At 66.5% G+C, this 26,313-nt stretch carries 25 protein-coding genes and 1 riboswitch; of the genes, 13 read left to right on the top strand and 12 right to left on the bottom strand.

Features of this window, described 5'->3' with window-relative positions:
- Positions 1 to 29: 29 nt before the first annotated feature.
- Entirely contained in the window at positions 30 to 518 is a 489-nt protein-coding gene (locus AC1Q64_RS17205) for a YiaA/YiaB family inner membrane protein (protein ID WP_291436908.1), read from the bottom strand.
- A gap of 295 nt (positions 519 to 813) precedes the next feature.
- Here AC1Q64_RS17205 and AC1Q64_RS17200 point away from each other — a divergent pair, with 295 nt between their 5' ends.
- The gene (locus AC1Q64_RS17200) at positions 814 to 2,007 is read left to right on the top strand and encodes a saccharopine dehydrogenase family protein (RefSeq protein WP_291436909.1); all 1,194 of its coding nucleotides are present in this window, start codon (positions 814 to 816) and stop codon (positions 2,005 to 2,007) included.
- A gap of 108 nt (positions 2,008 to 2,115) precedes the next feature.
- Positions 2,116 to 3,018, top strand: a complete 903-nt coding sequence (locus tag AC1Q64_RS17195; protein ID WP_492252236.1) for an EamA family transporter — start codon at positions 2,116 to 2,118, stop codon at positions 3,016 to 3,018.
- Between the two features lie 22 nt (positions 3,019 to 3,040).
- Here AC1Q64_RS17195 and AC1Q64_RS17190 read toward each other — a convergent pair whose 3' ends face one another.
- Complete coding sequence (locus AC1Q64_RS17190) at positions 3,041 to 3,556, bottom strand: Lrp/AsnC family transcriptional regulator (protein ID WP_492252160.1); 516 nt, start codon at positions 3,554 to 3,556, stop codon at positions 3,041 to 3,043.
- 163 nt (positions 3,557 to 3,719) lie between these two features.
- On the opposite strand from AC1Q64_RS17190, the gene AC1Q64_RS17185 reads away from it, so the two are divergent.
- A complete protein-coding gene (locus AC1Q64_RS17185) occupies positions 3,720 to 4,736 on the top strand; it encodes a 1-aminocyclopropane-1-carboxylate deaminase (RefSeq protein ID WP_056172646.1) in 1,017 nt (338 codons plus the stop codon).
- A gap of 109 nt (positions 4,737 to 4,845) precedes the next feature.
- Here AC1Q64_RS17185 and AC1Q64_RS17180 read toward each other — a convergent pair whose 3' ends face one another.
- The gene (locus AC1Q64_RS17180; protein ID WP_492252159.1) at positions 4,846 to 6,786 is read right to left on the bottom strand and encodes an MFS transporter; all 1,941 of its coding nucleotides are present in this window, start codon (positions 6,784 to 6,786) and stop codon (positions 4,846 to 4,848) included.
- Between the two features lie 55 nt (positions 6,787 to 6,841).
- On the bottom strand, positions 6,842 to 7,729 hold the full coding sequence (locus tag AC1Q64_RS17175) for a hypothetical protein (protein ID WP_492252158.1): 888 nt from the start codon (positions 7,727 to 7,729) through the stop codon (positions 6,842 to 6,844).
- Positions 7,730 to 7,861: 132 nt separating this feature from the next.
- Between AC1Q64_RS17175 and AC1Q64_RS17170 the strand changes: the two genes are divergently transcribed.
- From AC1Q64_RS17170 to AC1Q64_RS17140, 7 genes are all read left to right on the top strand, one after another.
- Positions 7,862 to 8,593: a helix-turn-helix domain-containing protein gene (locus AC1Q64_RS17170; RefSeq protein ID WP_291436914.1), complete on the top strand. Its 732-nt coding sequence runs from the start codon at positions 7,862 to 7,864 to the stop codon at positions 8,591 to 8,593.
- Between the two features lie 289 nt (positions 8,594 to 8,882).
- Positions 8,883 to 9,737 (top strand): TetR/AcrR family transcriptional regulator, encoded by an 855-nt coding sequence (locus tag AC1Q64_RS17165; RefSeq protein WP_492252157.1) that lies wholly within the window; start codon positions 8,883 to 8,885, stop codon positions 9,735 to 9,737.
- Complete coding sequence (locus AC1Q64_RS17160; protein WP_492252156.1) at positions 9,734 to 10,309, top strand: DUF2867 domain-containing protein; 576 nt, start codon at positions 9,734 to 9,736, stop codon at positions 10,307 to 10,309. Before AC1Q64_RS17165 ends, AC1Q64_RS17160 begins: the two co-directional genes overlap by 4 nt.
- Complete coding sequence (locus tag AC1Q64_RS17155) at positions 10,296 to 11,627, top strand: ABC1 kinase family protein (protein ID WP_492252155.1); 1,332 nt, start codon at positions 10,296 to 10,298, stop codon at positions 11,625 to 11,627. The genes AC1Q64_RS17160 and AC1Q64_RS17155 overlap by 14 nt, the downstream gene beginning before the upstream one ends.
- Positions 11,624 to 12,025: a hypothetical protein gene (locus AC1Q64_RS17150; protein ID WP_291436918.1), complete on the top strand. Its 402-nt coding sequence runs from the start codon at positions 11,624 to 11,626 to the stop codon at positions 12,023 to 12,025. The genes AC1Q64_RS17155 and AC1Q64_RS17150 overlap by 4 nt, the downstream gene beginning before the upstream one ends.
- Positions 12,026 to 12,192: 167 nt before the next feature.
- Positions 12,193 to 12,645, top strand: a complete 453-nt coding sequence (locus AC1Q64_RS17145; RefSeq protein ID WP_492252154.1) for a YXWGXW repeat-containing protein — start codon at positions 12,193 to 12,195, stop codon at positions 12,643 to 12,645.
- 156 nt (positions 12,646 to 12,801) lie between these two features.
- On the top strand, positions 12,802 to 13,257 hold the full coding sequence (locus AC1Q64_RS17140; RefSeq protein ID WP_492252153.1) for a YXWGXW repeat-containing protein: 456 nt from the start codon (positions 12,802 to 12,804) through the stop codon (positions 13,255 to 13,257).
- Positions 13,258 to 13,341: 84 nt separating this feature from the next.
- On the opposite strand, the gene AC1Q64_RS17135 is transcribed toward AC1Q64_RS17140, so the two are convergent.
- Positions 13,342 to 14,124 (bottom strand): 2-keto-4-pentenoate hydratase, encoded by a 783-nt coding sequence (locus tag AC1Q64_RS17135; RefSeq protein WP_492252152.1) that lies wholly within the window; start codon positions 14,122 to 14,124, stop codon positions 13,342 to 13,344.
- A 228-nt stretch (positions 14,125 to 14,352) separates the two neighbouring features.
- A riboswitch (glycine riboswitch) is annotated at positions 14,353 to 14,464 on the top strand.
- A 95-nt stretch (positions 14,465 to 14,559) separates the two neighbouring features.
- Between AC1Q64_RS17135 and AC1Q64_RS17130 the strand changes: the two genes are divergently transcribed.
- On the top strand, positions 14,560 to 15,879 hold the full coding sequence (locus AC1Q64_RS17130; RefSeq protein WP_492252151.1) for a D-amino acid dehydrogenase: 1,320 nt from the start codon (positions 14,560 to 14,562) through the stop codon (positions 15,877 to 15,879).
- A gap of 53 nt (positions 15,880 to 15,932) precedes the next feature.
- On the opposite strand, the gene sorU is transcribed toward AC1Q64_RS17130, so the two are convergent.
- On the bottom strand, positions 15,933 to 16,256 hold the full coding sequence (sorU, locus tag AC1Q64_RS17125; protein ID WP_492252235.1) for a SorU family sulfite dehydrogenase c-type cytochrome subunit: 324 nt from the start codon (positions 16,254 to 16,256) through the stop codon (positions 15,933 to 15,935).
- Between the two features lie 122 nt (positions 16,257 to 16,378).
- Positions 16,379 to 17,593 (bottom strand): SorT family sulfite dehydrogenase catalytic subunit, encoded by a 1,215-nt coding sequence (gene sorT / locus AC1Q64_RS17120; protein ID WP_492252150.1) that lies wholly within the window; start codon positions 17,591 to 17,593, stop codon positions 16,379 to 16,381.
- A gap of 221 nt (positions 17,594 to 17,814) precedes the next feature.
- Between sorT and AC1Q64_RS17115 the strand changes: the two genes are divergently transcribed.
- Together AC1Q64_RS17115 and AC1Q64_RS17110 are read left to right on the top strand one after the other, a co-directional pair.
- Positions 17,815 to 18,990 carry a rhodanese-like domain-containing protein gene (locus AC1Q64_RS17115; protein WP_492252149.1) on the top strand — a complete coding sequence of 392 codons (1,176 nt, stop codon included), beginning with the start codon at positions 17,815 to 17,817 and terminating at the stop codon, positions 18,988 to 18,990.
- Positions 18,991 to 19,070: 80 nt separating this feature from the next.
- Positions 19,071 to 20,396, top strand: coding sequence for a hemolysin family protein (locus AC1Q64_RS17110; protein ID WP_056065422.1), 1,326 nt, complete (start codon positions 19,071 to 19,073; stop codon positions 20,394 to 20,396).
- Between the two features lie 57 nt (positions 20,397 to 20,453).
- Here the strand turns inward: AC1Q64_RS17110 and AC1Q64_RS17105 are convergent, their stop codons facing one another.
- The 5 genes from AC1Q64_RS17105 to AC1Q64_RS17085 all read right to left on the bottom strand — a co-directional run bounded on the left by AC1Q64_RS17105 (position 20,454) and on the right by AC1Q64_RS17085 (position 26,291).
- On the bottom strand, positions 20,454 to 21,788 hold the full coding sequence (locus AC1Q64_RS17105) for an FIST signal transduction protein (protein WP_492252148.1): 1,335 nt from the start codon (positions 21,786 to 21,788) through the stop codon (positions 20,454 to 20,456).
- An 80-nt stretch (positions 21,789 to 21,868) separates the two neighbouring features.
- A complete protein-coding gene (locus AC1Q64_RS17100; RefSeq protein WP_291432927.1) occupies positions 21,869 to 22,738 on the bottom strand; it encodes a PhaM family polyhydroxyalkanoate granule multifunctional regulatory protein in 870 nt (289 codons plus the stop codon).
- Positions 22,739 to 22,843: 105 nt separating this feature from the next.
- A complete protein-coding gene (locus AC1Q64_RS17095; protein ID WP_291432925.1) occupies positions 22,844 to 23,329 on the bottom strand; it encodes a copper chaperone PCu(A)C in 486 nt (161 codons plus the stop codon).
- A gap of 56 nt (positions 23,330 to 23,385) precedes the next feature.
- Entirely contained in the window at positions 23,386 to 23,946 is a 561-nt protein-coding gene (locus AC1Q64_RS17090; RefSeq protein ID WP_291432924.1) for a YcnI family copper-binding membrane protein, read from the bottom strand.
- A gap of 14 nt (positions 23,947 to 23,960) precedes the next feature.
- Positions 23,961 to 26,291 (bottom strand): TonB-dependent receptor, encoded by a 2,331-nt coding sequence (locus tag AC1Q64_RS17085; RefSeq protein ID WP_492252147.1) that lies wholly within the window; start codon positions 26,289 to 26,291, stop codon positions 23,961 to 23,963.
- Positions 26,292 to 26,313 lie beyond the last annotated feature (22 nt).

Raw genomic sequence — 26,313 nt, 5'->3', positions numbered from 1 at the left:
AGGTTGCCGCCTGCCCGCACACGGGGCGATCAGTTCGCGCTGCTGTTCTGGGCAGCGGCCTGGGCAGCTTCGCGGCGGCCCTGCAGGCGGGCTTCCATCAGATCGGCCTCGTGGCGGTCGCGCAGCATCTTGGCCAGCGTGAAGGCGGTGGTGATCAGGTACAGCCAGCTCACGCCCAGAAAGGCCTTGTAGGTCACGTTGATGTCCATGCTCAGCAGGCCCCAGCCCGTCAGGCCCATGGCCACCGCAAAGCCGCCCCACACCACCAGCTTCCATAGGGGGGTGTCACCACCGCCACGGCGCGAAGCGCTTTCGTTGTCCCGCACAAACTTGGCCAACACAAACGCGGCCGAGAGGCAGAACACATAGCCCATCACCATGAAGGCCTGCTCCAGTTGCTCGCCAGGCAGCCATGCCAGGCCCACGGCACACAGAAAAACCGCAATGCCGAACGAGACCCACACCTGTAACTGCCAGGCCTTGGTGTCACGCTGAACAACGATGGGAGAAGAAGACATTGCAGTGGTGCCCCGGGGGGCGTTGGTTGAACACGGAACGAATGGTGCCCAGACGTAACTTGCGTGTCTGCATTGAACCGTAACAGTGGCCAGCAGCAGCCCATTCGGTATCGTTTTGCGGTACTTTCTCCCCAGAAAGACGCAAAAATCCGTTGTTCCAGCCCTACGCCACACCTGCCATGCACCTGCGCGACAGAGGCAGCGGGTGCGGCCAAAGAGAATGGCAGCCACCCCGGGCGTGGCAGCACCTGTCCGCTACGGGTACTTGCACATTTGACGGACGGAGACCCACACCATGACCAAAACCTTTGACCTCGTCGTCCACGGCGCCACCGGCTTCACCGGCCGCCTGGTGGTCGAATACCTGCTCCAGCGCTACCCCGCCGGCAGCGGCCTGCGCTGGGCCATGGGCGGGCGCAACGCCGACAAGCTGGCAGCAATCCGCGACGAACTGGGCGCTCCGGCCGACACGCCGCTGGTTGTGACCGACACCAGCAACCCCGCCAGCCTGAAGGCGCTGATGGACGCCACGCGCCTGGTGCTGACCACTGTGGGTCCTTACCAGCTGTATGGGAACGAACTGGTGGCCGCCTGCGCGAAGGCCGGTGTGGACTATGTGGACCTGTGCGGCGAGCCCGCCTGGATGCGCCAGATGATCGACGCGCACGAAGCGGCGGCCAAGGTCAGCGGCGCGCGCATCGTGTTCTCGTGCGGGTTCGACTCGATCCCGTTCGACCTGGGCGTGTTCCTGCTGCAAAAGGAATTTGCCCAGCGCTTCGGCCACCCGGCGCCCCGCGTGCGCGGCCGGGTACGCAAGATGAAGGGCACCTTCTCGGGCGGCACCGCCGCCAGCCTCAAGGCCACCATGGCGGCCGCCGCCACCCAGCCCGGCGTGCTGGACCTGCTGAAAAATCCCTTCTCGCTCACCCCCGGGTTTGAAGGCCCACGCCAGCCCTCGGGCAACAAGCCCATGGTGGACGAGGCTTTGGGCACGATGGGTGGCGATGGCGTCTGGGTCGCGCCGTTCGTGATGGCTGCCATCAACACCCGCAACGTGCACCGCTCCAACTTCCTGCTGCAGCACGCATACGGCACCGATTTTGTGTACGACGAAATGCTGATCACTGGCGCCGGCGAAAAGGGCGAGGCCATCGCCAACGCGGTGGCTGGCGACAAGTCGCTGGGCTCAGACAAGGGCCCCAAGCCCGGTGAAGGCCCTTCGCGCGAGGAACGCGAGAACGGCTTTTACGACGTGCTGTTTCTGGGCACCGACGCCGCCGGCAACACCTTGCGCGTAGGCGTGAAGGGCGACCGCGACCCGGGCTATGGCTCTACCTCCAAGATGATCACCGAAGCTGCGGTGTGTCTGCTGCAGGATGCAAAGGGCACCGTCGGCGGCATCTGGACCACGGCTCCAGCTATGGGCGAGCCACTGATCGCACGCCTGCAAGCGAATGCGGGGCTGAGCTTCGCGGTCGAGCCGGCGTAACCCCCCGGAACGTCTCCGCGGGTTGGTCCGTTTTCGCACCATGCTGGTCCGGAAACGTCCGGCCACCGACCCGTTCCATCCCAGAGAATGCAGGGCATGAACACCACCCTGCGCCCCCGCGACCTTGCCCTGGCCCTCCTCGTCATCGTCGTCTGGGGCCTCAATTTCGCCGTCATCAAGGTGGGCGTGGCCGGCGTGCCACCACTGCTGCTGGGTGCGCTGCGCTACCTGCTGGCGGCGTTTCCGGCGCTGCTGTTCGTCAAGCCGCCCAAGGTGCCGCTAAAGCTGTACCTGCTGTACGGCATGACCATGGCCGTGGGGCAGTTTGCGCTGCTGTTCACCGCCATCCACATCGGCATGCCCTCGGGCCTGGCCTCGCTGGTGCTGCAGTCGCAGTCGTTCTTCACGCTGCTGCTGGCCGCCTGGTGGCTGCGCGAAAAATGGCACGGCAACCAGGTGGCAGGTCTCGCGCTGGCAGGCTGCGGGCTGGTACTGATCGGCAGCGCGCATGGTGCCTCCATGCCCCTGGCGGGCTTTGCGCTGACCGTGGCGGCGGCGGCCATGTGGGGCTGCGGCAATATCGTCACGCGTGCCGTGGGGCGGTATGGGCCAATGAACCAGTTTGCTTTCATCGTCTGGTCCAGCGTGGTGGCGCCGCTACCGTTTGTGGCGCTGTCCTTGTTGCTGGATGGGCCCGCCACGGTGTGGGCTGCCGTCGAGCACCTTTCCTTCCAATCGATGGCCGCCGTGGCCTATATCGCGTGGATTTCGACGCTGCTGGGCTTCGGGCTGTGGACCTACCTCATGTCGCACTACCCCGTGAACCGCGTGGCGCCCTTCACGCTGCTGGTGCCCGTGGTGGGCCTGACCACGGGCTGGGTGGCGTTTGGCGAGCAGTTGCTGCCCGTGCACTTTGCAGGCGCCGGGCTCTTGATGGCGGGCTTGGTGGTCAACGTGTTTGGCGGCCCTGCCTGGGCGGCCATGATGGGACGACTGCGCGGCGCCCAGTAAACGGTCGGTCGGACGCAGGCCGCTACACCGCCAGCGGCAACTCGGTGGTCGAGAGCACGTTGCGCAGCACCATGAACGAGCGGACCTGCCGCACCCCCGGCAGGTAGAGCAGCTGCTCGGCATGCAGGCGGTTGAAGCTGTCGTTGTCGCGCGTGCGCACCAGCATGAAGTAGTCGAACTCGCCGGTGACCACATGGCATTCCATGCAGCCGGATACCTTGGCAGCCGCCTTTTCAAACTCGGCAAACGACTCGGGCGTGGAGCGGTCCAGCACCACGCCAATCATCACCAGCATTCCCGCCCCCACAGCCTGGGGGTTGAGCAGCGCCACGACCTTGTCGATGAGCCCCAGGCGCCTGAGGCGCTCCACGCGGCGCAAGCAGGCGGGTGGGCTCAGATGCACCTTCTCGGCCAGCGCCACGTTGGAGAGCGACGCATCACGCTGCAGCTGCCGCAGGATGGCTTTGTCGGTACGGTCCAGCTCGACCGAGACATCAGCCTGCGGCGCATTCTTGGGACGAACTTTTGTTGCGCTCATAGGTCACCCAGAGAAATATTTATCCCTCACATTCTGATCTATCAACCTGAAACACTGAAATTTTGGAAAATTTTGCAACCACTTGACGCGCGTGTTTTTCTACGATGAAGGCACTGCAAGCCCCCCCCGCTTGCGCCTCCTCTTCATCGACCGGAACACCGCCATGAACCTGCAGAAATTTGCCCGCCACCCGCTCACCTTCGGCCCCTCTCCCATCACGGCGCTGCCGCGCCTGTCGGCCCACCTCGGCGGCAAGGTGCACCTGTATGCCAAGCGCGAGGACTGCAACTCGGGCCTCGCCTTCGGCGGTAACAAGACCCGCAAGCTCGAATACCTGATCCCCGAGGCGATTGCGGGTGGCTACGACACGCTGGTGTCCATCGGCGGCATCCAGTCCAACCAGACACGCCAGGTGGCCGCAGTGGCTGCGCACCTGGGCATGAAGTGCGTGCTGGTGCAGGAGAACTGGGTCAACTACTCCGACGCCGTGTACGACCGCGTAGGCAACATCGAGATGAGCCGCATCATGGGCGCAGACGTGCGCCTGGATGCGGCGGGCTTTGACATCGGCATCCGCCCCAGCTGGGAGCAGGCCATGGAGGACGTGAAGAAGGCGGGCGGCAAGCCCTTCCCCATCCCCGCAGGCTGCTCCGAGCACCCCTACGGCGGCCTGGGCTTCGTGGGCTTTGCCGAGGAAGTGCGCCAGCAGGAGAAGGAGCTGGGCTTTCAGTTCGACTACATCGTCGTGTGCTCGGTCACGGGCAGCACACAGGCCGGCATGGTGGTGGGCTTTGCCGCCGATGGCCGTGCGCGCAAGGTGATCGGAATCGACGCCTCGGCCAAGCCCGAGAAGACCCATGCCCAGGTGCTGCGCATTGCCCAGAACACCGCCAAGCTCGTGGAGCTGGGCCAGGAGATCACCGCCGAGGACGTGGTGCTGGACACACGCTACGGCGGCCCGGAGTACGGTCTGCCCAACGAGGGCACGCTCGAAGCCATTCGCCTTTGCGCGCGCCAGGAAGGCATGCTGACCGACCCGGTGTACGAAGGCAAGTCCATGCACGGAATGATCGACATGGTGCGCAAGGGCGAATTCCCCGAAGGCTCTCGCGTGTTGTACGCGCACCTGGGAGGGGTACCGGCGTTGAACGCCTACAGCTTTCTTTTTCGCAACGGCTGATCATCCACAACCCACTGCGCGCGAAGAGCGGGAGCGCCTGGCCCTGCTGACCGGGCTATCGCTGATTTGACAGAGGTATCTGAAACCTGTTCTGAAAGCTGCTGATCGCTCAGGCCACCAGCAGCTTTTGCACCTGTTCACGCAGCACGGTGGGCTGCACTTGCGCCGACGCGACAGGCTGACCCACATTCAGCCCCACCCGGCTGAAAAACCCTCGGCGGAACGGCCGCACCATGGCCCCACCTTGCTCGATGCGGCTGAAATACGAGCCCCACAGATTGGTCAATGCCATAGGGATCACCGGGGCCTCGACACCCTCTGCGCGTGCACGCTCGATGATCTTCATGATGCCGCCCTTGAACTCCTGCAGCTGACCGTCCTTGGTGATGCCGCCTTCGGGGAAGATGGCCAGCAGATCGCCTTCGCGCAACACCTGTGCGGCGCGATCGAAGGCGGCTTCGTAGGTTTTAGGGTCTTCCTTGTAGGGCGCGATGGGGATCGCCTTGGCCAGGCGGAACAGCCAGCCCAGCACGGGCACGCGGAAGATGCGGTGGTCCATCACGAAGTAGATGGGACGCGGGCTGGCCGCCATGAGCAGCACCGCATCCACAAAGCTCACGTGGTTGCACGCCAGGATGGCCGCGCCCGCTGAAGGCAGGTTCTCGTCGCCTTGCACCTTGAAACGGTACACGAACCGCGAAGACACCCAGGCCACAAAACGCAGCAGGTACTCAGGCACCAGCATGAAGATGTAGAACGCCACCACGGCGTTGGCCAGGCCGGTGAACAAGAAAATCTGCGGCACCGTGAAGCCTGCGCCCAGCAGCGCACCCGCGATGAGCGAGCTGCCGATCATGAACAGCGCGTTCAGGATGTTGTTGGCCGCGATGATGCGCGCACGGTGCGTGGGCTGGCTGCGCATCTGGATCAGCGCGTACATGGGCACGCTGTACAGGCCCGCAAACAGGCTGAGCAGCGCCAGGTCCAGCATCACGCGCCAGTGCGCGCCCTGGGCCATGAAGGCGGCGAGGCCCATGATCTCGGACGGCGGCAGGCTGCGCGAGGCGAAGTACAGGTCGATGGAGAACACGCTCATGCCGATGGCACCCAGCGGCACCAGGCCGATCTCGACGTGGCGGCGCGAGAGCACCTCGCACAACAGCGAGCCCACACCAATGCCGATGGAGAACACCACCAACAGCAGCGACGCCACCTGCTCGTTGCCATGCAGCACGTTCTTGGCCAGGCTGGGGAACTGGCTCAGGAACACCGCGCCGAAAAACCACATCCAGCTGATGCCCAGCAGCGAGCGGAACACCACGATGTTCTCGTGCGCGAGCTTGAGGTTGCGCCAGGTTTCGGTGAAGGGATTCCAGTTGATGGTCAGGCCCGGGTCGGTGGCCGGCACCGAGGGGATGAACTGCGCCACCCCGCGCCCGACCAGTGCAGCCACCACACAGGCCACGGCCACGGTGGTGTGGCCGATGCCGGGGATGGCCACCAGCAGTCCACCCGCCACATTGCCCAGCAAGATGGCCACAAACGTGCCCATCTCGACCATGCCGTTGCCGCCCGTCAGCTCACGCTCGTTGAGCACCTGGGGCATGTAGGCAAACTTGACCGGGCCAAACAGCGTGGAGTGCACGCCCATCAAGAAGGTGCACAGCAGCAGGATGGGAATATTGCCCGCGATGAAACCCACGGCAGCCACCAGCATGATGGCGATCTCCAGGTTCTTCACGAAGCGGATCATCTTCGTCTTGTCGTACTTGTCGGTCAGCTGGCCGGACGTGGCCGAGAACAGCAAGAACGGCAGGATGAACAGCGCGCCGATCACCAGCCCCGCCATCGCAGGCGGCAGCCAGTCCACACTGAGCTGGTAGGTCACCATCACCGTGAAGGCGAACTTGAAGAGGTTGTCGTTGGCCGCCCCAGAGAACTGGGTCCAGAAGAAGGGCGCAAACCGCCGCTGGCGCAGCAAGGCAAACTGGTTCGGGTCCTCGTGCGTGGGCGCTGGGGCCACGCTGGTGGAGGCGGTGTCGGGGCTCATGCGTTTCTCCTCGTTTCCGATGGGTTGGCTTGTTGGAATTTTCCGGACCTGCGCTTCATGCGCCGGATCTGCGGGCGACACCCACGGCGTGGGCGCCATTCTGCCCGGACGGCATGACCAGCGGCATCACCGCCGCGTCACTGTGGCGCAAAGCCACCAGCGCCCCCAGTGCCGTCAGCACCGGCCAGGCCGCGCCCGCCGCCAGCACATGCTTGAGGCTGTGGCCTGACACCCATCCGCCCGTGGCCTCGAACACCGGGTGGTCTGCCGCCTCCAGCAGCTTGGCCAGGGCGTACAGCACCACCACCACGCCCAGGTGCAGCGCCAGGCCATCGGCCCGGGGTGGAACGCATGCCAGCACCAGCACCACCAGCAGGCCGCCCAGCTGTACCACGGCCCAGGGCAGCAGGTTACCGGTGTGCACCCAGACCCAAACCGCCATCGGCCCGGCCAGCAGCACGGTGCCAGCGGCGGCCACGCCCGCCCGCGCGCTCACCCGGCTGGCAGCCGCCAGACCCAGCAGCCCCGCGAAGGGCAGGACCATGCCCAGACGGTCCCACAGCAGGCCCGCGTCCTGCGGCTGCCAGTGGTACAGCACCGAGCCTGCGGCGGTGCACAGCAGCCCGCCAAAAAACAAGGCGGCCAGCGCACGGGATGTCGCGTCCAGCGCGCTCGGCGCCACACGGCGCAGCACGGACAGGCCCCATGCACCCGCCAGCACAAAGGCCAGGTTGCTCAGCACATCCAGCGCACAGGGGATGCCCCACAGCGTGCGCTGGTCGGCAAACCCGTGCTGGTGCTCGCTGGCAGGCAGCACCGGGCCGAACAATGCCAGCGCCAGCAGCGCGGCCGCGCCCAGCAGCAGGCCCGTTTCGGCATACGACAGGCGCGGCAGCTTTGGCAGGCCGCGAGAACGAAGGACAGTCACAGGGGAAGAAGACATCACACACACCGTAGAAAGTGAACGATGCCGCGCAGTGTGGTGAGCGGTGGCGGCAGCTCCCGCAAGAAGTCGCTCAATAGGCTACCCACGCGCCTTTGGGTATTGATAATCGATACCAAGGAGCCCCACACCATGAGCACGACCGCCGATCTCGTCACCGCCCTGAAAAAGGAACTCAAGACCGCGCAGATGACCTACGCCGACCTGGCGCAGGCGCTGGGCATGGCCGAGTCCAGCGTCAAGCGCATGCTGGCCAAAGGCGACATGCCGCTGTCGCGCATCGACGCCATCTGCCGCGCGCTGGCGCTGGACTTTGCCGACCTGGCGCGGCGCGTGGCCGACGAACAGCCGTTGCTGAAAGAGTTGACCCAGGAGCAGGAAAAGGCCGTGGTGGCGGACAAGAAGCTGCTGCTGATGGCGATTTGTGTGCTGAGCCAGTGGACGCTGGAGCAGGTGACCGGCTACTACCGCCTGACCGAGGCCGAGGGCATCAAATACCTGGCGCAGCTGGACCGCATCGGCATCATCGAGCTGCGGCCGCTGAACCGCTACCGCCTCAAGCTGGCCAAGACCTTCCGCTGGCGCCCACATGGCCCGGTGATGAACTACTTCCGCGACCATGCGCTGCTGGACTACTTTGCGGGCGGCTTTGACGGACTGGGCGAAGGCGTGCTGCTGGTGCACGGCAACATCAGCCGCAGCCTGGCGCCCGCCTTCATGGAGCGCATGCAGCGCGTGGCGCAGGACTTTGCCCAGCAGCACCTGGCCGACCAGAAACTACCCGACCGCGAGCGCGAAGGCTACACCCTGCTGCTGGCCATGCGCAGCTGGGAGTTCGAGGCGTTTGCCAGCATGCGGCGATAAGCCTCCTGTCGATTTCGCAGGCCCCTGCAAGCGGCAGCCGTCGCTGCAAGCCAACTTCTGCCCTTGGTTGAGCGCAGCGGCCGCCCCACAGGTGTGGGGACTGTCCGCAGTGCCATGACCCACCCTTTATTCACTATCTTTTTGATAGCTTTCGGCGCATGAAATACCTGCGCCTGGGGCTAAAAAAGCCTCAAAAATCCTCCTTGCGCCCGGCAAGAGGTGGCTTGACGTCACAAACAGAAATAACTATTCTTTAAATTGTAAATTCAATCAATTTAAGAATAGTCGAATGAAAACCACCCGCCAGCAGCAAGACGCCACGCGCCGCCAGATCGTGGCCAGCGCGGTGGACCTCATGACCCGCCAGGGCTTTGACGGCACGACGATGAAAGACATCGCGCGTGCCGCCGGCATCGGCGACGCCACGATCTACAAATACTTTCCGACCAAGGACCGCATCGTGCTGGGCTACCTGGACGATGTGGCCCACCAGGCGCTGGCCGACACGCTGCAGACGCCGGGCTTTGCGGGCTATGGCCTGCAAGAAAAGCTGCAGCGCCTGACCGATGCCGTGCTAGAGCGCCTGCTGGCCGACCGCGAGTTCGTGGCCCAGGTGCGCGGCCTGGCGCGGCGCTCGCCCCTGTCGATGCTGGCCGAGCCGCTGGCAGCGCGCCAGAGCCTGCGCGAGGCGGTGGCGAGTTTTCTGGAAGCGGCAGAGGCCAGCGGCGAGATCGAGCCCTGCGACTTCAAGGGCCTGGCGGGCAGCCTCTACACCGACTACCTTGCGGGTGTGGTGAGCTACTGGCTGGCCGACACCTCCGACGAATTTGCCGACACCACGCAGCTGGTGGACCTGTCGCTGGGCGTGCTGGTGCAGGCGCTGCGCGGCGGGCTGGTCAACCGCGTGCTGCAACTGAGCGGCTTTGTGCTGCGCAGCCAGATGGCCCGCATGGTGCAACACGGCAGCGGCCTGATGGGCATGCTGCACATGGCACAGCAGGCCATGGCCAGCGCCCCCACAGCCAGGGCACCTGCTCCCATGGCAGCCGCCGCCGCAAGCCCGGCCACCACGCCTTCGCAGCCCCCCCGAGCACCGCGCAAGCCCCGCGCTGCCACGCCCCGCAAGAAAAAGAGCGCCCCATGAATGCGACCCCAGCCCTCGCCGCGCCCACCACCGCGCGCGCCACACAAGTGCCGCCCGGCACCGCCATCCACGCCACACTGCCCGGAGCCGATTTTTTTGATGCCTACGAAGTGGCCGACCGGCACCCCACACGCTCTGCCCTGCAGTCGTGGCTGGACGTGGCGGCCCGCACCCCTGCGTGGACGCGCGCCCTCATGTTCGCGCGCAACAAGGCCGTGCGACTGGTGGGCCTGAAAGACCTGGGCCAGCTGGACGACGGCCACCCGCCTGCCAGCGGCCGGTCCCTGCGCAACGCACGCAGCTACCGCGTGGGCGACCGCGTCGGCATCTTCCGCATCCGGCATCTGAGCGACACCGAAGTGGTGATGGGCCAGGACGACAAACACCTGGACGTACAGGTGTCCATCTGCAAACAGCCCGCCACCCCTGGCGCCACGCCCCGCGTGGTGCTGAGCACGGTGGTGCACATCCACAACACACTCGGCCATGCCTACATGGCGGTGATCACGCCGATCCACCGTGTCATAGCGCGCGGCACGGCTCAGCGCCTGGCAGACCATGGCCCAAACTGACGCAGACGCACCCCGCACCGGCAAGCTGGCTCGCAGTGCCATCACGGGGCTCGCGGCAGCGCGCATCGGAATGGCTGAGCTCTCGCACCGCACGCGCGAGCGCTCGGCCCAGGCGCAGGCCGAGCACGAGGCAGCGCTGGGCCGCATTTTGTTTGGCGCGCTGGGGCAGCTGCGGGGGTCAGCGCTCAAGGTGTCGCAACTGCTCAGCATGCACCCGGGCCTGCTGCCCGACGGCGTGCGCCGCGAACTGGCACGCGCCCACCACCAGGCCCCGCCGCTCAACCGCGCCCTGGTGGGCCGCGTGTTCCGCCAGGCCTTCGGGCAGGAGCCGGAGGCGCTGTTCGACCATTTCGAGCCCACCGCGTTTGCCGCCGCCAGCCTGGGCCAGGTGCACCGCGCACAGCTGGCAGGCCACGGCACGGTGGCCGTCAAGGTGCAGTACCCCGGCATTGCCGCCACCATTGCGAGCGACATGCAACTGATGCGCGCCGCGCTGCGCGCGCTGGCCCACACCGACATGCCTTTGCCTGCGGATGCCGTGCTGGACAGCGTGATGACCGAGATCGAGGCCACGCTGCTGCGCGAGGTGGACTACCTGCAGGAGGCTGAACAGATGCAGTGGTTCGCCCAGCACGCGGCCCGGCCGGGCGTGGTGATGGCGCAGCCCCTGCTCTCGCACACGCGGGCCCAGGTGCTCACGCAGCAATTTCTGCCCGGCCAGCCGCTGCAGGCCTGGCTGGGCACACAGCCATCGCAGGCGCAACGCGACCAGGCGGGGCAGCATCTGTGGGACTGGTTCATGCACTGCACCTTTGTGCTGGGGCGGGTGCATGCCGACCCGCATCCGGGCAACTTCCTGTTCGCGCCCGATGGCACGGTGGGCGTGCTGGACTTTGGCTGCACGCGCGCCCTGCCCAGCGCATTCAGGACGCAGGTGGTGCAGGCGTGGTCGGCACTGCTGCGCGCCGACACCGACCCAGCGCGCAACGCGCAGGTGCTGCAGGCCTACCAGGCGCTGGGGCTCTTGAGCAACGACCTGACCGTACAGGCCTACACCAGTGAACTCGCCCCCGCACTGGCCGAGATGCAGGCCTGGCAGACGGAGCCTTTCACCCAGCCCGTGTTTGACTTTGGCACCAAGACACCGCCGCCCATCACCCCCAGCCAGCACCAGCGCGTGCTGGGCCAGCACCTGGCCCAGGTGCCCGGCGAAATGCCGGCGTTCGAGCGCATGTGGATGGGGCTGATGCACCTGCTGACGCAGCTGCGCGCGCGCGTGCGCACCCAGGCACATGAGGCACTGACCATTCACCCATGACCAACACCGCCCTGACCCTCGCCGCAGCCGGACTGGCCCTGGTGGGCGCGGCCCATTCGGTGCTCGGAGAGCTTCTGCTGTTTCGCAGCCTGCGCACGCAGGGGCGCCAAACGGTGGGGCGCGTGGAGCCGGGCGCTGCGCAGCAGGTGCTGCACACCCCACACCTGCGCATCCTGTGGGGCACCTGGCATGTGGCCTCGGTACTGTGCTGGGCATTGAGCGCCCTGCTCTGGCGCCTGGGCACCGCGCCTTGGGACGCTGCCCTGGGCGCCTGGGCCGCGGATGTGGTGGGCATTGCCACGCTGGCCAGTGGCGTGCTGGTGTTCTGCGCCACCCACGGCAGGCACCCAGCCTGGTGCGCACTGCTGGTGATTGCGGCGCTGGTGTGGTGGCGCTGACGCCGCTCACACGCTGCAGGCGTGACAAAAGTCTCGCAGTGGCCGTTTGCCTCCGAAGTCGGCAACACAACTTCACAAAGCTTCGCAATGTGCCTACACCGGCTTGACGCAGCCTGTGCACCATGAAGTCTCCGGTTCCGCAAGGAATCATTTCTGAGGAGACCCTTATGGCCCGCAAAGCACTTGCCGCTGTGTCCATCGCCCTGCTGTCGCTGGGCGCCGCGAGCGCGGCGCAGGCGCAGACCAGCGCCACCGTCGTCATCCAGGCTGGCACACCCGCCTACCAGCAACCCGCCCCGGTGCGCGTGCAATACCAGGCTCCGCCCCCTCCCCGCTACGAAGCGGTTCCCCACCCGCGCCGCGGCATGGCATGGGTTCCCGGCCACTGGGAATGGCGTGGCCACCACCATGTGTGGATGCAGGGCTACTGGGTCAAAGCCCGCCCCGGCTACCACTATCGAGAGCCCCGCTGGGTTGAACACGGCGGCCGCTGGGACATGCAGCGAGGCGGCTGGGACCGTGATGGCGACGGCGTACCCAACCGCCATGACCGCGACCGCGACGGGGACGGCGTGCCCAACCGCTACGACCACCGCCCGGACAACCCGTACCGCCGTTAAGCCGAGGGGCAGCCGCCCACGGTGGCGCTCAGGCCCGCCCCAGACCGCCCCCCTGCGCCTACGCCAGGGGCGGCGTCGCGCCTACAGCGCGGCGCCGGATACCCGTGCACCATCGTCCCACCCGGTTCCGTATCGAACCATCCACAGGAGACACTCATGGCCCACCACCCGCTCACTGCAGCCTCCCTCGCCCTGATGGCGTTTTTGGCCTTCGCTCCTGCGCAGGCCGCCACCCAGGGTACCGTCATCATTCAGTCCGGCCAACCCGAGCGCACTTACCAGACTGCGCCCACGTACCAGGTGATTCCTGCGCCGCCCCCTCCGCGCAATGAAGCAATGCCCCGCCCTCGCCGAGGCCAGGTGTGGGAAGAAGGCCACTGGGAATGGCGTGGCAACCGCCACCACTGGGTGCGCGGCCACTGGGTGCAGGCGCGCAACGGTTACCAATACCGCCAACCCCAGTGGATCGAACGCGAAGGCCGGTGGGAGATGCAACGCGGTGGCTGGGACCGCGACGGTGACGGCATCTCCAACCGCAACGACCGGGACCGCGATGGCGACGGAGTGCCCAACCGCCGTGACAGCCAGCCGGACAACCCGCGCCGCAATTGATGGACCGGCCCCAAGCACGATCCGTGCGCTAAGCAGGCCCTTCCTCAGCTACAGCAGCTGCAGCTGCGCTAGCAGCGATCGCAGCTAGCGCAGCAATAACGCAGCCTGACCGAGCCCCGGAAAGTCCGCCACGACTTCAGTACCCGGCGCCACCAGCACGGTGCCGGTGCACGAACCGGTGGTCACCCACTGCCCCGCGCGCAACCCGCCCAGGCTGCGCGCGCCTTCGTTGACCAGCCACACCAGCAGTCGCAGCGGGTCGCCCGCCGGATTGCCCCAGGTGGCGTGCTGCACGGCCACCGAGCCGTTCACCGACAGACTCACCCCTTGCAACAGCGGCTGCACTGCGGCCACATCGGCAACCCCGGCCCCCACGACCAATGCCCCATGGCAGGCCTGGTCGGCCAGACGGCTCCACTCGCCCTGTTGCGCCCATGCAGCAAAGCGTGTGTCGCACACCTCAATGGCGGCGCGCACCGACACCACCGCCGCCAGCACCTCGGCGGCGCTGTAGGGGGTGGCGCGGGCGGGCAGGTCAGCCCCCAGTTCGTACACCAGCTCCGCCTCCACGCCCATCACGGCAAAACCAGCTGCAGACAGAGCAACCGCATCACCCGCTGTGGCCACCCACACTGAATCGCGGGTGAGCGCGGCGCGCGCGGGTTGCGCCTGGGGCGACGCGGCGCCGACCTTCCAGCCCGCGATGCCACCGCGCGCGCGCACCACGGCGTCCTGCACCGCGTACGCATCGGCCGCATCGCGTGGGCGAAGCCCTGCGGGAAAGTCCAGCGGGCGGGGCGTGCGTCCCTCCCGGGCCTGGGTGATGACGGCGGCGCTGGCGGCAGGATCCAAAGCGGTGGGGGACATGGCAAAACTCTCCATGGGACAAGGGGTCGGCGGATTATCGGCACCTTCACCAACGGCCACGCCCCGCTGCATCAGCAACGATTGCGCCCCATTAGCCGCCGGAGTCGATCTTGCGCGCAGGCTTGGCCCCTAGAATCGGCCTCGCAGGAGAGCACGGCAGCCACAGGCCGCCGCTGCACCGAAGGCGCAAACTCCCATACACGCTCAGGTCCCGTACTGCACCATTCATCAAAGCCGTCTGGAGAGCCGCTTCGCGCAACGCGAAGCGCACCGAAGGAGCAAGCCGCAGCCCGGGTGGGTGGCGGTGAATCTCTCAGGTACCAAGGACAGGGGGAGCGGCAGCTAGGGCATTTATGCGCCAGCTGTTCGCTATTAAATCCATAGCTGCCAGCGCATGTTGTTCTAGCGCCAGAGCCCAGAAAGGCTTTGAAAATCATGCGCGTGATCGTTTTGGGCGCCGGCTTGCTCGGCGTGACTTCGGCTTATTTCCTGCAACAACTTGGCCATGACGTGACCGTCATCGACCGCCAGGGTGCGCCCGGTGCCGAGACCAGCTTTGCCAACGGCGGCCAGATCTCGGTGAGCCATGCCGAGCCCTGGGCCAACCCCAGCGCGCCCCTCAAGGTGCTGCAGTGGCTGGGCAAAGAGGACGCCCCCCTGCTGTTCCGCCTGCGCGCCGACATGCGGCAGTGGCTGTGGGGTCTGTCCTTCTTGCGCAACTGCACCCCGGCGCGCACGCGCCACAACATCGAGCAGATCGTGCGCCTGGGCACCTACAGCCGCGACACATTGCAGCAGCTTCGCGCGGCCACCGGCATCCAGTACGACCAGCGCACGCAGGGCATCCTGCACTTCTATACCAACGCCAAGGAATTCGACGGCGCCCTGGGCCCGGCCGAGCAGATGCGCGCCCTGGGCTGCGAGCGCCAGGTCATCAGCGCCGATGAGGCCGTGCGCATCGAGCCTGCCCTGGCCCATATCCGCCCTCAGCTGGCCGGCGCCACCTACACGGCCGAGGACGAATCCGGCGACGCCAACCAGTTCACGCGCGAGCTGGCCAAGCTGTGCGAGGCGGCGGGCGTGCAGTTCCGCATGGGCCACCACATCACCGCGCTGCGCGAGGCAGGTGGCCGCATCGACCACGTGGAAGTGACCAATGCCGAAGGCCGCTTCGAGCGCGTGCGCGGCGATGCGTTTGTGCTGGCCATGGGCTCGTTCAGCCCGCTGCTGGCGCAGCCGCTGGGCATCCAGCTGCCCATCTACCCGGCCAAGGGCTACTCGGTGACCATGCCGGTCAAGGACGCCAGCAAGGCGCACCAGGTGAGCCTGACGGACGACGAGTTCAAGCTCGTGTTCTCGCGCTACACCAGCGAACGCGGCGGTGACCGCCTGCGCATTGCCGGCACGGCCGAGCTGAACGGCTATGACCGCCACCTGAACCAGGTGCGCTGCGAGGCCATCGTGCGGCGCGTGGAGCAACTCTTCCCTGGCGCGGGCGACACGACCCAGGCCCAGTTCTGGAGCGGTCTGCGCCCCGCCACGCCCAGCAACGTGCCGCTGATCGGCAAGACGAAGATGGGCAATCTGTTCCTCAACACCGGCCACGGCACGCTGGGCTGGACCCATGCCTGCGGCTCGGGCAAGGCGTTGGCCGACATCGTGAGCGGCCGCGTGCCCGAGGTGGACTTTGCGTTCCAGGGGTTGCAGGGGCGCGCAGGAGGAGCGGCGCTGGTGCCGTCGCGCACTGCGGCCTGAAGCAGCGCGCGGTTGCAGCGAGGCAGCGCTGCAACCGCCACGAAAGCCCGCGCCTACTTGGCCGCGGCCGTGGCGTGCGCCACAAACTGTGCCACGGCCAACATGTCCTTTTCGCTCATGCGCTCGGCATACGAGGGCATCACGCCGATGCCTGCCTTGAGCGCACGCAGTACACGGCCGGCGTCGGGCTTCAGCTCATCCAGCACCGGGCCCACCTGGCCCTCGGCACCGGCGGCCTGCAGCGTGTGGCACACCGCGCAGGCGGGCTGGATCTTGGTGAACAGCTCCTTGCCGCGCGCCAGCTCGGCCGGCTCGGCGGCCCAGCTGGCACCCGCCCACAGTAACGCTAGCCCTACCAGCAAACCGCCTTGCGGCATCCGATGCCGTCCGATAGCGGCGCGCACCCACGCCAGTGCCACCGTGGAACTGGCTCTGCCAGGCCACGGGTGGCGTCCCCCCTTCGGGGGGAAGGCGTAAAGCGCCTCAGGGGGGAGCGATGTCATGCCACGGTCACGGTGACGGCGTGGTCGCGCCAGCTGGCGTTGTTGTAGCCGCCCAGGTTTTCCTCGCGCTGCTCGGCCTGCACATTGCCCGCCGTGTCGGTGGCGCGGCTCGCCAGCACATGGGTGCCCGCCTCCAGGCGCACGGGCAGCGCAAACTGCCGCCAGGCAAAGGGGCCCAGGTCGGGGCCGATGAGCTTGGCCGCCAACCAGGTCTTGCCGCCATCGGCCGACACCTCCACGCCCTTGATGCCGCGCGTGCCGCCAAAGGCCACGCCATGCACCTGCACCTGTCCGGGCTTGAGTGCCCCCTTGTCGGGCAAGGGGCCGTTGATCCACGACTTCACGCCCATCTCCCACACCGAAGGCTGGTCGGGGCTGGCCTTGCTGCCGGGCGGCGACATGCGGTAGCCGTGCGACATCATGCGCGCCTGCGACTGTGCGCTGGTAAACGCCACGCGCTTGACGTACTTGATGTTGTTCACGCCCTGGTAGCCGGGCACCACCAGCCGCAGCGGGCCGCCATGCGCCAGCGACAGCGGCTCGCCGTTCATCTCCCAGGCCAGCAGGGCGTCGTCCATCGCCTTCACGGGCACCGAGCGCTCCACCAGTACCGACAGCGGGTCCACACCTTCGGGCAGCTTCTCGCCCCCCGTGCCGGTCAGGTAGGCGGCACCATCGGCCAGCCCGCCCAGGGCGGCCACCACGTTGCGCAGCGGCACACCGCTCCAGACCACACAACCGGCAGCGCCCACCGACCAGGGCGTGCCGCTGGGCTTGCTGGGGAAAAAGCCCCGGCCATTGCCCGAGCACTGCAGCACGGTGGCCACGGTTTCCACGCCCAGCGTCTTGAGCTCCGCCAGCGTCAGGCTGCGCGGGCTCTTGACTCCTTCGACGGACACCGTCCACGCGTCGCGGTTGTCCAGGATGGCCGCGTCAGGCGCAGGCAGGTTGTTGCGCACGTACAGCTGGTTGGACGGCGTGATGACGCTGGTGCCGAACGCGGAGCGGCGTGTCTCCAGGGTGCTGCTGCTGTGCACGATCAATGCATCCGGCGACTTCCACCCCGCATAGGCGGGCAGCGGCTTGGCCGCAGAGGCTGCGGCCTGCTGGGCCCGCGCACTGCCCGTCCATCCGGCCAGGCCCAGCGCGCTCAGGGCGGCAGCACTTCCGGCCAGCATGTGGCGGCGCGGCAGGGTCATCGAATCTTTCATGGAAACGTCTCCAAATAGTGGGGTGGACAAAACCTTGTGGCCCCTCGCCATTGGGCAGGGACGGGGGATCGGGTCAGCCCGCATTCTGTGCGGCCGCTCCTCCTGCCGCACGCACGGCGTCGTTAGCAGAAGTAACAAGAACAAAAGATCGGAAACATTCGTACGCAGGTGCGGGGGGCGTGGGCATATTCGCGCTTTGTTTTGGGGAGAGGAGCAGCGCAATGAACACCACCAGAATACCGACCCGAGGCCCGCTGGGACTGCTACTTGTCCTATGGCTGGGTTGCAGCGCAGCACAGGCCCAGCTGACGGCCATCGTGGCCGTGGAGCCCACCGCCCGCAAGGCGGCGCATTCCATCCTGCGCACCGCTGCCGAAACGGGCCTGTCGAAAGCCGCGGGCCAGTCGGTGGCACTGACGACCAGCGACGATATGGCCGACGTGATGCGCGCCACCCGCAGCGCGGGCTATGACATCTTCATTGGCCCTGCCCAGGTGGCGGCGTCTGCGTTGCAACGCGGCTACGAACTGGTGGGCGCAACGCAAAAATCAGACAGATACCTGCTGGTCGGGCTGCAGCAGTTGGCGGCAGTGCCTGCGATGAAGGGCCGCAGGCTCTACCTGCCCCAGCAGGACTCGGTCTATACCTACATGGCGCGCGGCATGCTGAACGAGGCAGGACTGTCGTTCCAGGACCTGCGCGCCGTGCAATACGAAAAATTCCCACAGGCGGGCCTCACCGCTCTGACCTTGGGCACGGCAGACGCCACCGTGGTGCGCGAGGACGACTGGGCCGAATGGTCTGCGGCGCACCCCGGCATCGCGCGGGTGCTGGCCACGTCGCAGCCCGTTCCGGGCGGGTTCTCCATCGTGGTGAAAAAAGACCTGCCGGCGGATGCGCGCAACAAGCTGGCCCAGTGGTTCAACGCGTCGTCCTCCGCCAGCGGCCTGCCGCCAATCTCCGTGCGCCCGGAGGTGGTGGAATACCGTCGCGTGGCCGAGCTGGGGCTGTTCACGCCCACCAGCCTGCCTGGGGTCAACCGTGTCACCGCGCGCGAGGCCCAGACCCTGCTGGCGCAGGGCGCCACGCTGGTGGACACCCGCACCGAAAAGGAATTCAAGACCAAGCGCATCCGCGGGGCCGTATTCGCTGCGTATGTGGAAAAGAGCCTCAAGGACGTGGCCTTCAATGCCGCGCAGGATGACTTTCAGGCGCTGGACAAGCTTCAGGGCCTGGACAGAGCCAAGCCGGTGATTTTTGCGTGCAATGGCGCCGAATGCTGGAAGTCCTACAAGGCCGCCAAGGTAGCCTCCGCCAAGGGCTTCCAGTCGGTGTACTGGCTGCGCGGCGGGTTGCCCGAATGGGATGAAACCGGCCTGCCAACCGAAGGTGGCTAGGAGCCTGCGCAAGGCCTCTGGCCCCTGTCCTTACAATTGGTCGCTTCTCAACTCCCAAGGGCGCGCAAGGCGCCCTTTGTATGGAAATAGCAATACTGTTCGCCCTCATCTGTCTCAACGGCCTGTTTGCCATGTCAGAGATCGCTCTGGTCACGGCCCGCAAAGTCCGGTTGCAAAAGCTGATTGATGAGGGCGATAGCGGTGCCGCCGCGGCCGTGAAGCTGGGCGAAGACCCCACGCGCTTCCTCTCCACCATCCAGATCGGCATCACGTCGATCGGCGTGCTCAACGGTATCGTGGGCGAAGCCGCGCTGGCCGCGCCGCTGGCCTCGTGGCTGGAGCGCCTGGGGGTGCCACTGCCCTACGGCGGCTACGCGGCCACCGGTCTGGTAGTGGTGCTGATCACGTACTTCTCCATCGTGGTGGGCGAACTGGTGCCCAAGCGCATCGGCCAGTCGTACCCCGAGACCTTTGCCCGCCTGGTGGCACGGCCCATCAACTTTCTGGCGCTGGCCACCAAGCCGTTTGTGCTGCTGCTGTCCACATCCACACGCACGCTGCTGCGCCTGTTGGGTGTGAAGGAAACCAGTGGCAGCCCGGTGACCGAAGAAGAGATCCACGCCATGCTGGTCGAAGGCACCACCGCCGGCGTGATCGAGTCGCACGAGCACACCATGGTGCGCAACGTGTTCCGCCTGGACGACCGCCAGATCGGCTCGCTGATGGTGCCGCGCGGGGATGTGGTGTGTCTGGACATTGATGCTCCGTTTGAAGACAACCTCCAATGCATTGAAGAGTCCGACCATGCGCGCTTTCCGGTGGTGCGCGGCGGCATGGACAACATCCTGGGGGTGATCAACGCGCGCCAGTGGCTGTCCCGCACCCTGCGCGACAAGGCGCGTGGTGGCCTGGCCGACCAGCCGCTGCAAACGGCGCTGTATGTGCCCGAGACCATCACGGGCATGGAGCTGCTGGACAACTTCCGCCTGTCGGACGTGCACATGGCGTTTGTCATCGACGAATACGGCGAGGTGCAGGGCATCGTGACGCTGCAGGACCTCATCGAGGCCATCACCGGCGAGTTCCAGCCGCGCGACCCCGAGACCTCGTGGGCGCTGCAGCGCGAGGACGGCAGTTGGCTGCTGGACGGCCACATCCCCGTGCCCGAGCTGAAGGACCGCCTGAACCTGGACGCCGTGCCCGAGGAAGAGCGCGGCCGTTACCACACACTCAGCGGCATGATCATGCTGCTGACCGGCCGCCTGCCCAAGGTGACCGACACGGTGCAGTGGGAGGACTGGAAGCTGGAAGTGGTGGACATGGATGGCAAGACCATCGACAAGATCCTGGCCACGCGGCTGACGCCCGAGGAGAAAGCCGAGTCCGACGAGAACGGCGCGGGCTGACAGGCGTTGACGATGGCGGGGGCTGCTGCGCCAGTCGGCCCCCTCCCCTCGTCTACCTCAGGACGGCAAGGGCTCGCCGTCCACAAACACGGTCAACACGCCGGTGTAGCCGTATACATGGTGGTGGGCGATCTCGCCGCCCGCAAAAAAGCCGGCCAGTGGCACATCGCCCAGCGCATGGCGCACGATCTGCAGCTCGGCGCTGGGCCCGCCAAAATGCGGCCCGCCCCGGCCCGAGCAGCTCACATAGATCGCGCCGCAAATGCGCCGCCCCGTCTGGGGTTGCGCTCCAGCATGTCCGGCAGCGCCCGGCGCAGCGGCCAGTTCCCCTGGCGCGCCGGACGCCACCATGGGCGCGGGCTCCAGTTCCTCCGGCGATAGCTCTTCGCGGATCTCGGCGCAGATGCGCATGAGGTCCGCCCGCGCGGCAGCCACGTTGCGCTGGCAGAACGCCAGGTGCATGCCGGGCTCCACATGGTCGGCCAGGGCCACGCCCCGGCGTGAGCCGTCCAACCCCAGAATATGGCGCACGCGCGTGTCGGTGCCAAAGTGGCCGGTGCGACGCTGGCCCTGTGGCTGCTCACCCGCACTGACCAGCCCGGCCAGCGTGGCCCGCACCTTGCGCAGCGCTGGCTGCGGGTCGCCACCGTCGAGCGAGACCTGCAGCGTATCGAGCAGCACATCCAGCGCAGGCTCGCCATCCAGCGCAAGCACCACGTTGTCCTGCGCGGCAGTGATGGTGTGGAGTGCGCCTACGGGCTGGCAGCCCTGCGTGACCCTCGACACCAGCGACACACCTGCGCCAAACGCCACGCCCGAGAGGCCGCCGTCAAACACCCCGCTGGCACCGCCCTGCCCAGCCATGTTGCCGTCGCCGCCCACGGCAAACTGCACGCTGGCCGTGCGGCTGGCGCTGAGGCCACCAAACAGGTAGCCCGTGTCAGTGCGCGCCGCCATCTCGGTCAGCAGTTCGGCCAGTTCCGGCGTGTGCCCGTCGGCATGCACCAGCGCCGTGTGGGCCACAAAGCCTGCGCCGGCATGCGGCGCATGGGCGGGCAGCGGCGCCACGCCAGAAAACACGCGGTACTGGTCGGAGGGCACATCCAGCAGCATGACCGACAGCGCGGGCTCGTCAAAGTATTCGGCGTTGTTGGCCGACACGCCCACGCCCACGGTACCGCTCCAGTCGGTCACCTCGGGCAGTTCACTGCTCAGGTAGTCGAGCAGCGCCTGGGCCTCGTTGGCATAGTGGTCGGTGATGTACAGCAGGCCCAGGGTGGGCGCCGATGCGTAGTCGGGCAGCGCCATCTGGGCGCGCAACTGCGCCAGCACCAGCGCAGCGGCCATGCGCCACTGCGGGTGGGTGGCATGACCAGTGGGGAATAGTTTCATGGTGATGATCTCCATGCCGGGGCGGGGGTGGGCCAGTGTTGCGCCACCTGCGGGTTGCCACACCCGCCCCCGCCTTGGCGTCAGCCCGCTCGCTTGCGGGCGGCCGGGCTGCGGGTGCTGCTGGCCTTTTTGGCGGCGGGTTTCGTTGTGGTTTTGCGGGCTGCGGGCTTCTTGGCTGCAGCGGATTTTTTGGCAGTGCCCGCTGATGATGCTGCAGCGCGCTTGGCTCCGCCCTGCATGGTCTGCATGCCCTTGGCCGCGAACTGGCTGGCCATGCCGGTCGCCGTTTTGAGCGCTTCCTTGGCCAGGCCTGTGGCCATATTCTTGGTGGTGTCGATGGCCGTCTGCTTGGCCGCGTCCTTCATGGCGTTGGTGGCGATCTGCTGGAACTGGCTGGTGAGCGCCCCCCACCACTGCATCGGGTCCACCACCGCAGGCTCGGCCGCAGCCGTTGCGTTGCCCTTGGCTTTGCCTTTGGCCGGTGGAGCGGCGGGCTCAGCGTCATCGGCCTCTTCCTCGGACTCGTTGGCGGCACTGGCGCGGCCCGTCACGCGGGCAGCAGCGCCAGCCATAGCCTCGGCGGCGCCACTCACGGTATCGGCAGCCTTTTGCACACCACTCATCACAGTGTCGGCCGTCTTGAGCTTGAAGGCGTTGGCCACATCGCCCATGCTGAAGTTCATGCCCTTGAGGGTGGCCAGGGTCATCTTCTGCACCTCCAGCGCCTGGATGGTGGCAGAGAGTGCACGCGAGTTCTGCTCCAGCCAGAACTGCACGGCCTTGAGTTCGTCGATGCGCTTTTCCAGCTCTTCGACGCTGATGGTGGGCGCCACCCAATTGCTGAGGTTGGGCAACTGCGGAATGCTGCTGGACGCCCCCTTGGCAAGGCTTTGCAGAAAGTCAAAACCGGGGACGAATTTGCCGAAACCGAAGTTGGATGTGTCGCTCATGGCCGCTCCGCAAGAGATGGGTCGTGAGAACCTGCTGAAGGTTCTGAGGAGTCACAGCTTACTCCAATGCGTTGCGCCCGCGAAGGCGCTACGGCGGCTGTCACCTCAGTGTTTATGCCCATCCATCATGCTGCCCGCCGTAGCGCCTCCGGGGGCTGCCGTGCCCACGGGCACTGTGAGGTTGAGCTTGCTTTCCACGCCCTTGGCGTCCTGGAACACCAGGGTGATGGGTACCGAGCTGTCCTTGGCCAGGGGCGCCTTCAGGTCCAGCAGCATGACGTGGTAGCCGCCGGGCTTGAGTTCCACCGTCTTGCCTGCGGGCAGGTCCAGCGCAGGCACGGCGCGCATCTTCATGATGTCGCCTTCCATCTTCATCTCGTGCACTTCGGTGAGTCCCGCAGCGGGCGACTCGGCGCGCACCAGGCGGGCGCCGTCCTTGGCGGTGAGGCGCATGAATGCGCCCGTGGCCTTCTGGCCCTGCACGCTGGCGCGTGCCCAGGCGCCTTCGACCTTGACGGCGGCAGTCTGCGCCCATGCAGGGGTGCTGAGCAGTACGGCAACGACGGCTGCAGTGTGAAGAAGTGTTTTCATGGTGACTATCTTTCGGTTGGCTCAAAGAAAAAGGGATGGGGGACTGGGCCCGACTGTCAATGATTGTGGGCAGTGGCGCCGCCGGTGGGCAGAATCTCCAGCGCTGCCGCAGGGGACTTCAGGTCTGACAGCTTCTGGCCCGCCTTGGGCACCTCGGTCCAGTCGTTGCGGCCCTCGGTGCAGACCTGGCGCACCGGCCAGTACACAGTGCCGGCCTGCTCCGGCGCCTGGGCGACCAGCACAAACTCGTCGTAGTGAGCGCTCTGCAGCATGTCCTCCGGCGTCTTGGCTGTCCAGGTGATGCGCACCACGTCTTCGGTGATGCTGCGGCCGTGGCTGCTGTAGGGCTGGGCCAGCTTGTCGCGCTGCACATCCAATGCCCAGCCCGGCTTGGGCATGGGGCGCGCACCGCGCATGCCTGCGGGGATGTCCACCACGACCTGCCGCGTGGGCGACGCGCCGCAGCCGTGGCCGACCTTGAACGCGGCCTTGTAGCTGGCGCCGGCCGGGGCCACTTGGTATTCAAGCACCACATGGGCAGATGCAATGCCAAACAAGGCTGTAGCGCTAGTCAAACATGCGGCAGCAGCTATCTTTTTCATAGTATTCAGAGACATGGGATATTTTCCTTTCAGAGGCTTACCTTCAGCTCGGCCATGTAGCTGCGCTGCGGGTAGGGGTGGAAGTTCCAGAACTGGTAGTTGTTGAGGTTGTCGATGCCCACGGCGGCGCTGACCGCTTTGGTGATCTGGTAGCGCACGCGCACATCGGTGGTGAAGTAGCGGCTCGCGCCCTGGTAGGCAAAACCGTTGGGGTCACTGTTGTCGAGCGTGCTGTACTGCTTGCCGCTGTAACGCGCGCCCAGGGTGTACGACCACTTGTCATCGGGCCGATAAGTGGCCACGGCAGTGGCACGCCACTCGGGGATGCGGGGCTGCCACTTCCCAACACTGGCGGGGAACTTGTCGTTTTTGGTGATCTTGGAGTCCGTCCAGGTCAGGCTGCTGCCCAGCTCCAGTCCGCGTACGAACACATTGGCGGCCTGGTACGACAGCTCAATGCCACGGGTAGCGATGGCGTCCACGTTCTGCACATTGGTCACATTGGGCGTGACGAGCACATTGGTTTGCGAGTAAAGCGCGTCCTTGGTGCGCTCAAAGAAAGCCGTCAGACGCAGCAAGCCGTTGCCCAAGTCACGCTCCGCCGTCAGCTCGGTGGTCCAGCTCTTTTCGGGCCTCAGGTTGGGGTCGTTGTTGATGAGTGTGCCGCTGCCGCTGATGCCGCCCTGGTACAGCTCGGCCACGGTGGGCATGCGCACGGCGCGGCCGGTGGAGGCCTTGAGCACCCACAGCTCATTGGCCTGGTAGGCCACGGCAGCCTTGGGCGACAGATAGGTTTCGTTGCGCTCGGGATGGCTCACCGTGGTGGTAGCGTTGCCGGTCTGGCCATTGCTGGCGCTCCAGCGCTCGGCGCGGGCGCCCAGCACGGCCTTCCACCGTGGCGCGATTTTCCACGTGTCTTGCGCCCACAGGCCCAGCAGTTGGGTGTCGCCGTTGAAGGCCTGGTTGCGCGCACCTGCGGCGCCGTTGATCCAGTTCGTCGTGGCGTTCTCCACCGTTCGCAGCTGGTAGCTGTCGCGCTGCAGACCAAAGTCCACAATATGGGCGCCCAACACGCCATCGGGCCGCCACGTTCCCTTGGCGGCCAGCGTGTTCCAGCCTGTGCCCTTGCTGTTGACGATGCGGCCTGCGCCACCACTCAAAGCGGCGGGCAACGCCACGGTGGCGGCGCGCAGGGTGTCGGTCTGGTAGTCGTACAGGCTGGCGGCCACTTCCCAGTCGAACACGCCCTTGGTATTGCTCTTGACCGACAGCCCATGCATGAAGTGCGTGAGGTCTTCGTTGGACACGTTGAAGTCGGTGGGCGCGAGCGTGTACGAGCGGCCGTTGATGTTGACCGTGCCGCCATACACCGCATTGCCGTTGGCGTCGCGCAGGTAGCTGGTGGGGCGCCCCTCGGATTCGTTGTGCCACCAACCGAAGGTGTAGGCGGCGCGCACGGTGGGCGAAAAGTCGTAGGCGATCTTGGCCTTGATGTGGTCCTGCTGCGTGTGGTACTGCGTGGCGGTGCCCAGCAGGTACCAGGGCTGGTTGCTGCGGTTGTTGCCCAGCACCGCGCCCGTCACCGGCGTGCCTGCATTGCCCACGGTGCCTGCAGACACCAGGCGCGTGGGGAAGGTGAGCGGCTGGCCTTCGCTGTCCGTCTTGTTGAAGTTGAGGAACCACGCCCAGTCGCCATTCTTGTTGCCCACGGAGGCGCTCACCTGCTTGCCGCCGTAGGTACCGCTGGTGTTGTAAAGGTCAAAGGGCTGGTGCTGATAGCTGACCTGCCCGTGCGCCTCGAACTTCGTCGGCATGCGCGTGACGTAGTCCACCACCGCGCCCACCGAGTTGCCTGCATAGGCGGCCGAGAAGGGGCCATAGAGCACATCCACGCGCTCGATCTCCTCGGGCGTGACCAGCATCCAGCGCGGCGCGTTGGTGGGGCCGTTGCCCAGGTAGTTGCTCAGCAAAATGCCATCGGCAAACACCATGGACCGCGCCGGGTTGCCCGTGCCCGAGGCGCGGGTGGACAGCACGGCGTGGTTGTAGTCGCCGATATATCGCTTGCGCACCAGCAGGCTGGGCAGGTACTTGAGAGCGTCTTCGCTGTCGGTGGCGTTGATCGCATGCTCGATCTGCTCGCGCGTCACACCCTCGATGGTGGTGGGAATCTGCGTGGGCAGCGAGGTGGGCTGGCCGCCGGTGATGGTAACCACGCCCAGTTCCTTGACGGGGGCGTTGGAGCCAACACCGGTGCTGTCAGCGCTCTGGGCGAATGCGGGCACGGCCCCGATGACCGTGAAGGTAAGGGCGAGGGGAAAGGCACTGGCCACGGCCAGCGCCATGCGGCTTTTGCGCATGGAAACTCCTGAAAATCAAGCC

The organism is Acidovorax sp. GW835-FHT14G06 (assembly GCF_058793595.1).
The sequence above is the reverse complement of the archived record's forward strand: the minus strand, read 5'-3'. Positions and strand labels throughout refer to the sequence as shown.